At 67.7% G+C, this 14,040-nt stretch carries 14 protein-coding genes and 1 pseudogene; 12 read left to right on the forward strand and 3 right to left on the reverse strand.

Translation table 11 applies throughout. The features are described from left to right. The first annotated feature begins 49 nt into the window (after positions 1-49). Genes mftE through mftG form a run of 3 tightly spaced genes read left to right on the forward strand, consistent with a single transcriptional unit; the run spans position 50 to position 3,635 of the window. Positions 50-805: a mycofactocin biosynthesis peptidyl-dipeptidase MftE gene (gene mftE / locus KXD98_RS04415; protein WP_260762051.1), complete on the forward strand. Its 756-nt coding sequence runs from the start codon at positions 50-52 to the stop codon at positions 803-805. After that, positions 802-2,214, forward strand: coding sequence for a mycofactocin biosynthesis glycosyltransferase MftF (gene mftF / locus KXD98_RS04420; protein WP_260762052.1), 1,413 nt, complete (start codon positions 802-804; stop codon positions 2,212-2,214). The genes mftE and mftF overlap by 4 nt, the downstream gene beginning before the upstream one ends. A gap of 8 nt (positions 2,215-2,222) precedes the next feature. Further along, positions 2,223-3,635 carry a mycofactocin system GMC family oxidoreductase MftG gene (mftG, locus tag KXD98_RS04425; RefSeq protein WP_260762053.1) on the forward strand — a complete coding sequence of 471 codons (1,413 nt, stop codon included), beginning with the start codon at positions 2,223-2,225 and terminating at the stop codon, positions 3,633-3,635. On the opposite strand, the gene KXD98_RS04430 is transcribed toward mftG, so the two are convergent. Further along, complete coding sequence (locus KXD98_RS04430) at positions 3,537-5,195, reverse strand: MFS transporter (protein ID WP_260762054.1); 1,659 nt, start codon at positions 5,193-5,195, stop codon at positions 3,537-3,539. The two genes, mftG and KXD98_RS04430, sit on opposite strands and share 99 nt — an antisense overlap. A 136-nt stretch (positions 5,196-5,331) precedes the next feature. Here KXD98_RS04430 and KXD98_RS04435 point away from each other — a divergent pair, with 136 nt between their 5' ends. After that, positions 5,332-5,937, forward strand: a complete 606-nt coding sequence (locus KXD98_RS04435) for a TetR/AcrR family transcriptional regulator (RefSeq protein WP_260762055.1) — start codon at positions 5,332-5,334, stop codon at positions 5,935-5,937. On the opposite strand, the gene KXD98_RS04440 is transcribed toward KXD98_RS04435, so the two are convergent. Next, positions 5,922-7,184, reverse strand: coding sequence for a cytochrome P450 (locus tag KXD98_RS04440; protein ID WP_260762056.1), 1,263 nt, complete (start codon positions 7,182-7,184; stop codon positions 5,922-5,924). The two genes, KXD98_RS04435 and KXD98_RS04440, sit on opposite strands and share 16 nt — an antisense overlap. Before the next feature lie 93 nt (positions 7,185-7,277). Continuing rightward, positions 7,278-8,537: a cytochrome P450 gene (locus KXD98_RS04445; protein ID WP_260762057.1), complete on the reverse strand. Its 1,260-nt coding sequence runs from the start codon at positions 8,535-8,537 to the stop codon at positions 7,278-7,280. Between the two features lie 73 nt (positions 8,538-8,610). Here KXD98_RS04445 and KXD98_RS04450 point away from each other — a divergent pair, with 73 nt between their 5' ends. The 8 genes and pseudogenes from KXD98_RS04450 to rplV all read left to right on the forward strand — a co-directional run. After that, complete coding sequence (locus KXD98_RS04450) at positions 8,611-10,161, forward strand: carboxylesterase/lipase family protein (protein ID WP_260762058.1); 1,551 nt, start codon at positions 8,611-8,613, stop codon at positions 10,159-10,161. A gap of 300 nt (positions 10,162-10,461) precedes the next feature. Next, positions 10,462-10,767: a 30S ribosomal protein S10 gene (rpsJ, locus tag KXD98_RS04455; protein ID WP_003883485.1), complete on the forward strand. Its 306-nt coding sequence runs from the start codon at positions 10,462-10,464 to the stop codon at positions 10,765-10,767. 13 nt (positions 10,768-10,780) lie between these two features. Then, positions 10,781-11,440 carry a 50S ribosomal protein L3 gene (rplC, locus tag KXD98_RS04460; protein WP_260762059.1) on the forward strand — a complete coding sequence of 220 codons (660 nt, stop codon included), beginning with the start codon at positions 10,781-10,783 and terminating at the stop codon, positions 11,438-11,440. Then, positions 11,437-12,090, forward strand: a complete 654-nt coding sequence (gene rplD / locus KXD98_RS04465) for a 50S ribosomal protein L4 (RefSeq protein WP_260762060.1) — start codon at positions 11,437-11,439, stop codon at positions 12,088-12,090. The genes rplC and rplD overlap by 4 nt, the downstream gene beginning before the upstream one ends. Continuing rightward, a complete protein-coding gene (gene rplW / locus KXD98_RS04470) occupies positions 12,091-12,393 on the forward strand; it encodes a 50S ribosomal protein L23 (RefSeq protein ID WP_260762061.1) in 303 nt (100 codons plus the stop codon). Positions 12,394-12,428: 35 nt separating this feature from the next. Next, positions 12,429-13,265: a 50S ribosomal protein L2 gene (rplB, locus tag KXD98_RS04475; protein ID WP_260762062.1), complete on the forward strand. Its 837-nt coding sequence runs from the start codon at positions 12,429-12,431 to the stop codon at positions 13,263-13,265. Between the two features lie 12 nt (positions 13,266-13,277). Continuing rightward, positions 13,278-13,559 (forward strand): 30S ribosomal protein S19, encoded by a 282-nt coding sequence (gene rpsS, locus KXD98_RS04480; protein WP_003892827.1) that lies wholly within the window; start codon positions 13,278-13,280, stop codon positions 13,557-13,559. Next, positions 13,560-14,039, forward strand: a pseudogene (gene rplV / locus KXD98_RS04485) (50S ribosomal protein L22); the annotation flags it as partial. It lies immediately after the preceding gene. Position 14,040 lies beyond the last annotated feature (1 nt).

Raw genomic sequence — 14,040 nt, forward strand, 5'->3', positions numbered from 1 at the left:
TGCAACCGAAATTCTGTTGTCCGGCGAGCCAACAATCGGCGCGCAACAGGTGAATTCGGCCTACCATCGTCGCGTGGCTTTCCCCATCGACCTCGGAAACTCGACGTCGCGGCAGCTACATCAAACGTCTCCGGCTCTGATCATTCCCATCGGTTCCACCGAGCAACACGGGCCCCATCTGCCCCTGGACACCGACACCCGGATTGCCACGGCGGTGGCCGAGGCCCTGACCGTCCGGCTGCGCGCCGCCGGCCCGGCCGATGCCGCCGGAGCCTGGCAGGTTGCGCCCCCGGTCTGCTACGGCGCCAGCGGAGAGCACGAGGGATTCCCGGGCACCATCTCCATCGGCGAGGCCGCGCTGACCGACCTGGTCGTGGAGTTCGGTCGCTCAGCGTGTCGATGGGCCTCCCGGCTGCTGTTCGTCAACGGCCACGGCGGAAACGTCGCGGCGTTGCGCCGGGCCACCACGCTGCTGCGCCACGAGGGCCGCGACGCCGCCTGGTGTTCGTGCGTGTCGCGCAACGCCGACGCCCACGCCGGCCACACCGAGACCTCGGTGCTGCTGCATATCGCGCCCGCGGTCGTCAATACCCAGGATCGGGTTCGCGGGAACACGGCGCCGCTGTCGGAGCTGATGCCGGCGCTGCGGGAGGGCGGGGTCGCCGCGGTCAGTCCGGTGGGGGTTTTGGGGGACCCGACAACGGCTACCGCACACGAAGGAAGCAGAATTCTGGCCGAGATGGTGGACGCGTGCTGGGCGCGCGTCACACGGTGGCGGCCCGACAATGGGGGGATGCTGACATGACCGGCCCGCGTCTCCCGGACGGGTTCGCCGTCCAGGTGGACCGCCGGGTGCGCGTACTCGGCCAGGGTGCGGCGCTACTCGGGGGCTCACCGACCCGATTGCTGCGACTGGCGCCGGCGGCCCAGACGATGCTGCACGGCGGGCGGCTGGAAGTCCACGACGCGGTCAGTGCGCAGCTCGCCCGGACCCTGCTCGACGCCACCGTCGCGCACCCGCGGCCGCTCAGCGGTCCCTCCTACCGGGACATCACGATCGTTATCCCGGTCAAGGACAACCATTTTGGGTTGACTCGTCTGGTCTCGGCACTGCGGGGCCTGCAGGTGATCGTGGTCGACGACGGTTCGGTCGAACCGGTGCGCGAAACCGACTTCGAATCCATGCACTGCGCGGTACGCGTGCTGCGCCACCCGCGCAGCAAAGGCCCGGCCGCAGCCCGCAACACCGGCCTGAGGGCCTGCGACACCGACTTCGTGGCCTTCCTGGACTCCGACGTGGTACCCCGACGTGGCTGGCTGGAAGCGCTGTGCGGCCACTTCTGCGATCCGGCGGTGGCATTGGTGGCCCCGCGCATCGTGGCGCTGAACAACACCGACGGCGCGGTGGCCCGCTACGAGGCCGTGCGCTCGTCGCTGGACCTCGGTCTGCGCGAGGCGCCCGTGGTGCCGTATGGCACGGTGTCCTACGTTCCCAGCGCCGCCATCATCAGCCGGCGCGCCGCACTGCTGGACATCGGTGGATTCGACGAGTCGTTGCATTCCGGCGAGGACGTCGACCTGTGCTGGCGGCTCAACGAGGCCGGTGCCCGCCTGCGCTACGAGCCGATCGCCCTGGTAGCTCACGATCATCGGACAGACATTCGGAAGTGGTTCCTGCGCAAGGCTTTCTATGGCGGTGCTGCCGCCCCGTTGAACATCCGCCATCCGGGGAAGACGGCCCCGTTGGTGATCTCCGGCCCGGCTCTGGTGGCCTGTCTGCTGGCTGCCCTGGGGTCGGGCGTCGGCTATCTGGCGTCGTTGATCGTCGCGGTGTTGACCGGTCGCCGCATCGCCAAGACGTTGTCCGGTGTGCGCACCGAGCCGATGGAAGTCGTCGCGGTCGCCACCCAGGCGATGTGGTCGGCGGCTGCCCAACTGGCGGCTGCTATCTGCCGGCACTACTGGCCGCTGGCTCTGCTGGCCGCGGCGTTGTCGCGGCGATGCCGTCGGGTGGTGGTGGTCGCCGCGGTGCTCGACGGCCTGCTCGACTGGCTGGTCCGCTCCGGCCGCGTCGACGACGACGGCAAGCGCGTCGGTGTGCTGACCTACCTCCTGCTCAAACGACTCGACGACATCGCCTACGGGTGGGGGTTGTGGACCGGGGTGGTGCGTGAGCGGCACGTCGGCGCGCTGAAGCCGCAGATCCGCCGCTGAAGTCGCCGATGACCGACATCCTGATCGTGGGTGCGGGCAGCGCCGGTTCAGTACTGGCCGAGCGGCTTTCGGCTGACGAGCGTTGCAGTGTCACCGTTGTCGAGTGGGGTCCGGCGGCCGCTGACGCGCGGGTGGCCCGGCAGATCACCGACGGGTTGCGGCTGCCGATCGGACCTGCCAGCTCGGTGGTGCGGCGCTATGAGAGCGTGCTGACCGAGCAACCCAGGCGTGTGGCGCAGATCATGCGCGGCTCGGTGATCGGCGGCTCGGGTGCGGTCAACGGGGGCTACTTCTGCCGGGCCCTGCCGTCGGACTTCGACAGCTGGGATCTACCCGGCTGGTCCTGGGCTGACGTGCTGCCGCACTTTCGGGCGATCGAGAACGACCTGGACTTCGACACCAAGGTGCATGGCCGACACGGCCCGATCAGGGTGCGTCGGGTTGCTGAATTCGACGGTGCCACAGCATCGTTCGTAGATTCTGCCCGCGCTGCCGGGTACCGGTGGATTGACGACCTCAACGGCGCCACTGCGGACCGCAGCGTACCTGAGGGCGTCGGTGCGGTGCCGCTGAACATCGACGGCGGACACCGCGTGGGCCCCGGGGGCGCTTTCCTGCAGCCCGCCCTGGGCCGGTCCAACCTGACGGTCCGGACCGACACCCGGGTGTCACGCCTACTGCTGCGTGGTACCACTGCGGTAGGTGTGCAGGGAGTGGGGCCCGACGGGCCGATCGACCTGATGGCTGACCGAATCGTGTTGTGCGCCGGCGCCATCGAAACCGCGCGGCTGCTGCTCACCTCCGGTATCGGGCCTGCTTCTGGGCTGTGCGCTGCCGGCGTCGCGGTGGTCGCTGATCTGCCTGTCGGGGTCGCGACCGTCGATCACCCGGAATGGGTGTTACCGGTGGCCTGGATGCCCACGAATGGGGTCCCGCCTCTGGAGGCGATCCTGGCCACCGGCGACGGCGTCGAAATTCGGCCCTATACAGCGGGATTCGGTGTGATGACTGACAGTGGGCGCGATGATCCCGCCGACCATCCGCATCTCGGGGTGACGTTGATGCGCCCGCGCTCGCGGGGCCGCGTCGGTATCAAGGGCAATGACCTGGTCATCGAACACCGCTATGACAGTGAGCCCTCCGATGTCGAAACGCTCCGTTTAGCAACTGAACTCGCACAGGAGCTGGCCGGAAGCGCGGCGCAGGCCGCACCCTCCTGGGCGACGTCTCAGCACCTGTGTGGCACCGCGCGGATGGGCCCCGATTCGGATGACGGTGCGGTGGTCGACACCCGTTGCCGGGTATTCGGTGTGGACGGCTTGTCAGTCGTCGACGGCTCGATCCTTCCGATGGCGCCCAGCCGTGGCCCGCACGCCACCATCGTCATGATCGGCCACCGGGCTGCGGAATTCTTTTCGTGAGCCCCGGCGCAGGACCGGCCACTGTCGGCCGTCGCGCCCAGGCGACCACACCGCGACGAACAGCGCGCCGGCCAGCGTTGTCAGGGACAACACCAGCAGCGCCTGGTCCATCGATTCCATGAACGCGTCCACGGCGAGCCTGGCCACCTCGGCGCCCTGTGGTCCCAGGCTATCGGCCACCGAGATCGCCGAGGCCAGTGAATCGGTTGCCGCTGAGCGGATCTCGTCGGGGAACGCCGCGAGCTTCGGCTCCAGCGAGGATTGGTAGACCGCCGCCAAGATCGATCCCGCCGCGGCGATACCGATGGCAGCCCCGACTTCGCGAGTCGCGTCGTTGACTGCGGATGCGACGCCTTGCTTCTCGTCGGGGGTGGCATTCATGATCGCCGATGTCGTTGGTGCGGTGCACAACCCGATTCCTGTGGCCATGATCAGCATCGGCCACAGTAGGTCGGTGAAGGTGGAATCTCCGTCGAGGAAGCGCAGCGTGTACAGGCCGACGGCTATCAGTGCCAGTCCGAAGGTGACCGCGAACCGCAGGCCCACCTTCGGCAGGTACAACGGCAGCGTGAAGCCCATCACCAGGATCGGAAGAGCCAAGGGCGACAGCGCGACTGCCGTCCCCAGAGCGGAGTATCCCATCACCAGCTGCATGTACTGCATCGCGAGGAAGAAGAAGCCGAAGTTCGCCAGAAACAGGAAGGTGATGCCCACCGCTCCGGTGGCGAAGTCAGGGCGCCGGAACAACCGCACGTCGAGCAGCGGATGGGCGCGGCACAGCTCCACCAGCGCGAAGGCGACCGCCAGCGCGATACCGGTGCCGATGGACGCCAGGATCCACGGGTTGGTCCACCCGTGCACCGGCCCCTCGATGATGCCCAGAACGAAGGCCCCGATCGCCCCGGCGATCAACACCCCGCCCAGCCAGTCGATCGGAGCCTCGGTCTGGTCCCGGGACGTGCCGATGGTCAAGGCCAGCCCGAACAACAGCACTCCGGCTGCGGCGAAACCGTAGAAGATCGACTCCCACGAGAAGTAGCGCAACAGCAGCCCGGCTCCGAGGAAGCCGACGATCGCGCCCGACCCGGCGACACCGGCCCAGATGCCCACCGGCTTGTTGCGCTCGCTCTTCGGGAACGCCGCGGTCAGCAGCGACAAGGTCGCCGGCATCATCAACGCGGCACCGACGCCGGCACCAGCGCGCGCCAGGATGATCTGGGTCGGGCTGTCCAGCATTGTCGGGGCCAGCGAGGCCACGGTGAAGATGGACAGGCCGACCAGCAGCGCGCCGCGGCGGCCGTAGCGGTCACCCAGGGCGCCCGCCGGCAACAGCAGGCAGGCCAGTGCGAGCGCATACCCGTCGACGATCCAGGTCAATTGCGCCTGCGTCGCACCGGTCTCCAGCGCCATATCGGGCAGCGCGGCATTGAGCGCCACCATCGACGCCATCACCAACACCACACCCAGACCGGCGACGGTGAGCAGCCAGACCCGCCCGCGTTTCGACAGGGCGGCATCCCCGGTGTCGATATCCTGGACAGATCCAGAAAGGGCGACCATGACGTCTCTTCCAGCAGGAGGTTTCAAGACTGTTGGTCTCAAAAGGGTCTAACGAGACTAACAGTCTCGTTACAAGACCGATAGTCTCGTTCAGGTTCCCGCTCTTTCGGGGGGACAAACCGGATCGAGGGAAACCATGACCGACCCGCGCCCGGCCCGGTCCCGGGCCCGGCTGCTGGACGCCGCTACCGCGCTGCTGCGATCCGGCGGCCCCGGTGCGGTGACCATCGACGCGGTCACCCGTCACGCCAACGTGGCGCGAGCCACCCTGTACCGTCATTTCTCCAGCGGTAACGACCTCGTCGCCGCCGCGTTCACCAGCCTCATTCCACCCCCGCCGATGCCGCCCGAGAGCGGGGACCTGCGGGAGCGTCTTGAGGCCGTTGTCGTCGGTTGGGCCGAGTCGATCGCCGAGGCACCGACCCTGCTGACCGCGATGGCCTGGTTGTCGCTGGGCCCCGACATGACCGAGATGCCCAACGCCGCCGGCAGCCAGGTGCTCTCACTGCGCGAACACATCGCCGAGCAGTACTCGGCGCCGTTCGACAACGTCTTGGACAGTGCGGACGCCGCCGAGCAGCTGCAGCCCGTCGATCGTGAGATCGCGCTGGCGCTGTTGGTCGGCCCGCTGGCATTCGGCCGGATCAGCACGTTGCCCGATTTCGACTACCGGGCAGCGGCCGTCGCGGCGGTCGACGGCTTCCTCAACAGCTACGCCAAGGCGGCTCAGCGCAGCGAGTAGCGCACCGGCAGATGCTTGAGCCCACCGACGAAGGTGGTCGCCGACAGTTCGGGCTCACCCGCCAGCTCGATCGAGTCCAGCCGCGGCAACAGCTCGGTGAACAGGCTGTTCATCTCCATCCGGGCCAGCGCCGCACCCAGGCAGAAGTGCACTCCGTAGCCGAACGCGACGTGCTTGTTCGGGTCGCGTCCGACGTCGAAACGGAACGGCTCGTCGAAGACCTCTTCATCGCGGTTGCCCGACACATAGGCCAGATACACCGACTCGCCCTTGGTGATCGGCACTCCGCGCACCTCGGTGTCCGCCGCGGCGGTGCGCATGAACTCCTTGACCGGGGTGGACCACCGGATCATCTCCTCGACTGCGGTGCCCATCAGGCTGAGATCGCCCTTCAGCCGGGTCATTTCGTCCGGGTTCTCGATCAATGCCAGCAGCCCACCGGAGATCGCGTCCTTGGTGGTGTCGTGTCCGGCGCTGGCGACGATGACGTAGTAGGACAGCGTGTCCATGTCCGACATCGGCTCGCCGTCGACCAGACCGTTGGCGATGGCCGATGCCAGGTCCTCGGTCGGGTGTTCGCGCCGCGACGCGGTCAGCGCCGAGAAGTAGTTGAAGAAGTCGGTCAGCACGGCCATCTGCTCTTCGGGGGTGGTGCCACGCTTGTACTCGTCGTCGTCGCCGCCGAACATCTCCTGGGTCAGCATGTGCATCCGACCGAAGTCCTCCTCGGGCAGACCGAGGAGCGACAGGATCACATACAACGGGAAGTTCACTGCGATGTCGGTGACGAAGTCACATTCGGGGCCGATGTCACGCATCCGGTCGACGTATCGCTTGGCCAGCTCGTCGACACGCACCTTCAGGTCGCGCATGGCTTTCGGACGGAACCAATCGGCGCCGATGGCACGAACCTTGCGGTGATGCGGATCGTCCATGTGGATCAGCGTGCGCAGCCCGAGGCCCATCTCCTGCTGCGCCTTGGCCAGGTCGTCGGCCGCAGCGGTGGCCAGCAGCGGCCGCGGCTCCGACAACCACAGGTCGTTCGCGCGCTCGATGGCCATGATGTCGGCATGCTTGGTGATCGCCCAGAACGGCCGGTACGGGCCGTGGTCGACATAGGCGACCGGGTTGTGGGCGCGTAGGTGGGCCAACGCGGCGTGCAACCGAGCGTCGTCGGCGTAGGCCGTCGGGTCGGCCAGCACCTTCGCCGCTTCGTCCATCTTCAGGTCCATCGCCGACGCGCTCATGGGACTCCTCACACAGAGTACTTGACGGGTGTCAAGCCCAGTCTATGTGATCGGGGCCACGTGTCGAGGCCAACGCGGGTCAGGTCAGGAGAATCAGCGCAGCGCGTAGCGAATCGGCAGGTGCTTGAGCCCGCCGACGAAGATCGTCGCGATGAACTCCGGATCGCCGGCCAGTTCGATGGAGTCCAGCCGCGGCAGCAGTTCGGTGAAGAAGCTGTTGATCTCCATCCGGGCCAGCGCCGCGCCGAGGCAGAAATGCACGCCGTAGCCGAACGACAGGTGCTTGTTCGGGTCGCGGCCGACGTCGAAGTGGAACGGTCTGTCGAAGATGTCCTCGTCACGGTTGGCCGAGACGTAGGACAGCAGCACCGACTCGCCCTCGGCGATGGGCACGCCGCGCACCTCGGTGTCGGCGGTTGCGGTACGCATGAACTCCTTGACCGGGGTGGTCCAGCGGATCATCTCCTCGACCGCGGTACCCATCAGCTCCGGATGGGCCTGCAGCCGGGCCAGCTGATCCTGATTCTCGATCAGCGCCAGCAGCCCGCCGGAGATCGCGGCGCTGGTGGTGTCGTGGCCGGCACTGGCCACGATCACGTAGTACGACAGGCAGTCGATGTCGTTGAGGTACTCGCCGTCGATGGTGGCGTTGGCGATCGCCGAGGCCAGGTCATCAGTGGGGTGGGCGCGGCGTTGCGCGGTCAGTGCGGTGAAGTATCGGAAGAAGTCGGTGATGACCTCGTGCAGTTCCTCCGGGGACTTGCCGCGAGTGAACTCGTCGTCGTCACCGCCGAACATCTCCTGGGTGAGCTTGAGCATGCGGCCGAAGTCGGACTCGGGCAGCCCCAGCAACGACAGGATCACATACAGCGGAAAGTTCACCGCGACTTCCTGGACGAAGTCGCACTCTGGGCCCCTTTCGACCATCTTGTCGACATAGATCTTGGCCAGTTCGTCGACGCGGGTCTTCAGGGCGCGCATGGCCTTGGGGCGGAACCAGTCCGCGCCGACCTTGCGGATGTCGCGGTGCAGAGGGTCGTCCATGTGGATCAGGGTGCGGATCCCGCCGCCGGCGGCCAGGTTGGCCTGCGACAGATCGTCGGTGGCGGCGGTGACCAGCATCGGACGCGGGGCGTTGATCCACAGCTCGTTGTCGCGCTCGATGGCCAAGATGTCGGCGTGCTTGGTGACGGCCCAGAACGGCCGGTAGTCCGGGACGTCCACATAGGACACCGGGGCGTGCGTGCGCAGGTGAGTCAGCGCGGCATGCAGGCGTGCCTCGTCGGAGTAGGCCGTCGGGTCGGCCAGCACGGCACCGGCGGGACCGGTGGACTCGGTGACGGGCGTGCTCATGATGCCTCGCTCGGGATCGACTTGACAGGTGTCAAGAATACGATATCCCACGTCGGCACTACGCTCGGACGACGTGCCGATACGTGCGCTGGGCGCGGTGGTGATCCTGCTGCTGGCCCTCGCCTGCGCCGGTCCGAGCGGGCCTGCGCCCGCCCCCGGGGATCGGTCCGTCGTGCAGACGTCCGCCGGCGCGCTACGCGGTGTCGACGCGCCGGGGCATCGATTCTTCGGCGGCATTGCCTATGCCGCCCCGCCGGTGGGGCCGCTACGGTTGCGGCCCCCGCAGCCGGCGCCGGGTTGGGACGGGGTGCGCGACGCCGGTCGGCCGGGGCCGCGGTGTCTGCAGGCGCCCGGCCCCGACCCGGAGTTCGGACGCCACAGCGATGAGGACTGCCTGTTCCTCAACGTATGGGCCCCCGCAGTGATCGACGGGCCCAAGGCAGTGATGGTCTGGTTTCACGGCGGCAGCTTCGTCAACGGCAACGGCGCGATGTTCGACGCGGGCTGGCTCGTCGAGCGCGGCGACATCGTGGTGGTCACGCTGAACTACCGGCTCGGGGCACTGGGATTCCTGGCCCATCCCGCGCTCGGTGCGGCCGGCGAGGTCGGCAACTACGGGCTGGCCGACCAGCAGGCCGCCCTGGGCTGGGTGCGCGACAACATTGCCGCATTCGGCGGCGACCCCGACCGGGTCACTGTGGCCGGCGAGTCCGCCGGGGCAATGTCGGTGTGCGACCACCTCGTCGCGCCCGGCTCCCAGGGGTTGTTCCACGGAGCCATCATCATGAGCGGTCCCTGTCAGGCGCAGGCCGCGTTGGCCCACGCACAGCGCGTCAGCCTCGACTACGCCGCCGCGGCCGGGTGCGCCGATCCACAGACCGCGGCGGGGTGTCTGCGCGAAGCCGCCGTCGACCGGCTGCGGGAGCCCGTCTTCTACGCCCGTCTCGGTGCCGATGAGCTGTCCGGCCCGGTGACCGGCTCGGCGGTGCTGCCGGTGGACCCGCTCACCGCCGCCGCCGACGGGACGACAGCGCCGGTGCCGGTGCTGATCGGTACCACCGCTGACGAGTTCACCCTGTTCACCGCGCTGCGCCAACTGCGCACCGGGGAGTCGATCGACGCCCAGCGGTATCCGCAGGCACTCGCCGAGGTGTTCGGCCCGGATGCGGCCGCGGTGGCGCAGCGCTACCCGCCGGCCCGCTACGACGACCCGGCGCTGGCCTATTCGGCGGCACTGACCGACGCGGTGTTCGCCTGCGTCGCCGACCGCCTGGCTACCGACCTAGGGCGCAACGGTCCGGTCTATGCCTACGAGTTCGCAGATCGCGCCGCGCCGGTCCCCGAACCGCTGACCACCCTGCCGTACCGGGTCGGCGCCAGCCACTCGCTGGACGTGCGTTACCTCTTCGACGTCGGCGGGGCGCCCGACCTCAGCGCGGCGCAACGGGAGCTCAGTCACCAGATGATCGACCACTGGTCCGGATTCGTACGCACCGGCTCGCCTGGGCCGGACTGGCCGCAGCGCGGTTTGGGCCAGGTCATGAGGCTGCATCCGGACGGCAACCAGGTGGTCGGCGACTACGCTCGGGCACACCAGTGCGAGTTCTGGGCCGGACTGGGCTGACGCAGGTCCAGGGCTCGGGACCGGGATTTGGAGCACGTCCCGATCTGAGGCATACTGTTCGGGTTGCCTTGAGCCGGGTTCGCTCGGCCGGGCATGCGACCGGCGCCCCTCGGGGCGCGTCTGGTCCCCAACCTCGATCGCGACGATAATCCGCCGCTGTCGAGCATGCGTACGGGCGACACGCCCGACCGCGGGGATCGGTGAACCAGAGACAGGTAAACAGCGGCGGCACAGCCAGGCCCAGCAGGGTTCCGGGACATCCCGGACGGCGTGGGCCATGAGTAGTGAGGTAGGAGAAGCGTGGCGGGACAGAAGATCCGCATCAGGCTCAAGGCCTACGACCATGAGGCGATCGACGCCTCGGCGCGCAAGATCGTCGAGACCGTCACCCGGACGGGCGCCAGTGTGGTCGGCCCGGTGCCGCTGCCGACCGAGAAGAACGTGTACTGCGTCATCCGGTCTCCGCACAAGTACAAGGACTCGCGCGAGCACTTCGAGATGCGGACCCACAAGCGGCTGATCGACATCCTCGACCCGACGCCGAAGACGGTGGACGCTTTGATGCGCATCGACCTGCCGGCCAGCGTCGACGTCAACATCCAGTAGGAGCTCAACAGAAATGGCACGTAAAGGCATTTTGGGCACCAAGCTGGGCATGACGCAGGTGTTCGACGAGAACAACAAAGTCGTGCCGGTGACGGTCGTCAAGGCCGGGCCCAACGTCGTGACGCGCATCCGCACTGCGGAGCGCGACGGTTACAGCGCCGTGCAGCTCGCCTACGGCGAGATCAGCCCGCGCAAGGTGAACAAGCCGCTGTCGGGGCAGTATGCCGCCGCCGGGGTCAATCCGCGCCGCCACCTCGCCGAGTTGAGGCTCGACGACAACGAGGATGTGGCCGCCCAATACGAGGTCGGCCAGGAGCTGACGGCGGAGATCTTCGCCGACGGCAGCTACGTCGACGTGACCGGCACCAGCAAGGGCAAGGGCTTCGCCGGCACCATGAAGCGGCACGGCTTCCGCGGTCAAGGGGCGTCGCACGGCGCACAGGCCGTGCACCGCCGGCCCGGCTCGATCGGTGGCTGCGCCACCCCGGGCCGCGTCTTCAAGGGCACCCGCATGTCGGGCCGGATGGGCAATGACCGCGTGACCACCCAGAACCTCAAGGTGCACAAGGTCGACGCCGAGAACAACGTCCTGCTGATCAAAGGCGCGATCCCCGGACGCAACGGTGGACTGGTGATGGTCCGCAGCGCAATCAAGCGAGGCGAGAAGGCATGACTCTCACAATTGATGTTCTGACCCCAGCCGGCAAGAAGGACGGATCGGTCGAGCTGCCTGCCGAGCTGTTCGACGTGGAGCCCAACATCGCGTTGATGCACCAGGTCGTCACCGCTCAGCTGGCGGCGGCCCGGCAGGGCACCCACTCGACCAAGACTCGCGGTGAGGTCCGCGGCGGCGGGAAGAAGCCGTACCGGCAGAAGGGCACCGGCCGCGCCCGTCAGGGTTCGACCCGGGCACCGCAGTTCGCCGGCGGCGGCACCGTGCACGGCCCCAAGCCGCGCGACTACAGCGAGCGGACTCCCAAGAAGATGATCCGTGCTGCGCTGCGCGGTGCGCTGACCGACCGGGCTCGCAACGGTCGCATCCATGCCGTCACCGAGCTGGTCGAGGGGCAGACGCCGTCGACCAAGAGCGCCAAGGCGTTCCTGGCCAGCCTCACGGATCGCAAGCAGGTCCTGGTGGTCGTCGGTCGCACCGACGAGACGAGCACCTTGAGTGTGCGCAATCTGCCGGGCGTGCATGTCATTTCGCCCGACCAGCTCAACACGTACGACGTGCTCAAGGCCGACGACGTGGTGTTCAGCGTCGAGGCCCTGAACGCCTATATCGAGGCGGGTACCAAGCAGGAGCAGGAGGTAACGGCGTAGATGGCTACCGTGACCGATCCCCGCGACATCATCCTCGCGCCGGTGATCTCGGAGAAGTCCTACGGGCTCATCGAGGACAACGTCTACACGTTCGTCGTGCACCCGGACTCGAACAAGACGCAGATCAAGATCGCGATCGAGAAGATCTTCAAGGTCAAGGTCGCGTCGGTGAACACCGCCAATCGGCAGGGCAAGCGCAAGCGCACCCGTACCGGTTACGGCAAGCGCAAGGACACCAAGCGCGCCATCGTGACGCTGGCCGCCGGCAGCAAGCCCATCGATCTGTTCGGAGCGCCGGCCTGACCGCCGGACGGGACAAGAACAGGACTGAGTGAAGAATGGCTATTCGTAAGTACAAGCCGACGACCCCCGGTCGCCGCGGCTCCAGCGTCTCCGATTTCTCCGAGATCACCCGTGATCACCCGGAGAAGTCGCTGGTTCGCCCGCTGCACGGCAAGGGCGGCCGCAACGCGCACGGCCGGATCACCACCCGGCACAAGGGCGGTGGCCACAAGCGTGCCTACCGGGTCATCGACTTTCGCCGGCACGACAAGGACGGCGTCAACGCCAAGGTCGCCCACATCGAATACGACCCGAACCGCACCGCAAACATCGCGCTGCTGCACTACCTCGACGGCGAGAAGCGCTACATCATCGCGCCCGAGGGACTCAAGCAGGGCATGATCGTCGAGTCCGGCGCCAACGCCGACATCAAGCCCGGCAACAACCTGCCGCTGCGCAACATCCCCGCCGGTACCGTGATCCACGCCGTGGAGCTGCGTCCCGGCGGCGGTGCGAAGCTGGCTCGCTCGGCCGGTGTCAGCATCCAGCTGCTCGGTAAGGAAGGCGCCTACGCGTCGCTGCGTATGCCGTCCGGCGAAATCCGCCGCGTCGACGTGCGCTGCCGCGCCACCGTGGGTGAGGTCGGCAACGCCGAACAGGCCAACATCAACTGGGGCAAGGCCGGCCGGATGCGCTGGAAGGGCAAGCGTCCCACCGTCCGCGGTGTCGTGATGAACCCGGTCGACCACCCGCACGGCGGTGGTGAGGGCAAGACCTCCGGTGGTCGGCACCCGGTCAGCCCGTGGGGCAAGCCCGAGGGCCGCACCCGCAAGCCCAACAAGCCGAGCGACAAGCTCATCGTCCGACGCCGGCGCACCGGCAAGAAGCGCTAGGAAGAGACAGCTATGCCACGCAGTCTGAAGAAGGGTCCGTTCGTCGACGACCATCTGCTCAAGAAGGTCGACGTCCAGAACGAGAAGAACACCAAGCAGGTCATCAAGACCTGGTCTCGCCGGTCGACCATCATCCCGGATTTCATCGGTCACACGTTCGCCGTCCACGACGGACGCAAGCATGTCCCGGTGTTCGTCACCGAGGCGATGGTGGGGCACAAGCTGGGCGAGTTCGCTCCCACCCGCACCTTCAAGGGTCACATCAAGGATGACCGGAAGAGCAAGAGGCGCTAGATGTCCACGACTACAGCGATTGAATATCCATCCGCGCTGGCCAAGGCGCGCTTCGTGCGCGTCTCGGCCACCAAGGCCCGTCGCGTCATCGACCTGGTCCGCGGCAAGAGCGTCGAGGAAGCCCTCGACATCCTGCGGTGGGCGCCCCAGGCTGCCAGCGAGCCGGTCGCCAAGGTGATCGCCAGCGCTGCGGCCAATGCCCAGAACAACGAGGGCCTGGATCCGTCGACGCTGGTGGTCGCGACCATCCACGCCGACGAGGGTCCCACCGCCAAGCGCATCCGCCCGCGCGCCCAGGGGCGCGCGTTCCGGATCCGCAAGCGCACCAGCCACATCACCGTGATCGTCGAAAGCCGTCCGCCGAAGAACACCGGTAAGCAGGGTGCCTCGGCATCGGCGGCCCGCGCGCGTCGTGCGCAGGCGTCGAAGGCAGCTACCAAGACCGCAGCTACCAAGAGCGAGGCCTCGGCTGAGGCGAAGG

It is taken from the genome of Mycobacterium sp. SMC-4 (assembly GCF_025263265.1).
Taxonomy (GTDB): domain Bacteria; phylum Actinomycetota; class Actinomycetes; order Mycobacteriales; family Mycobacteriaceae; genus Mycobacterium.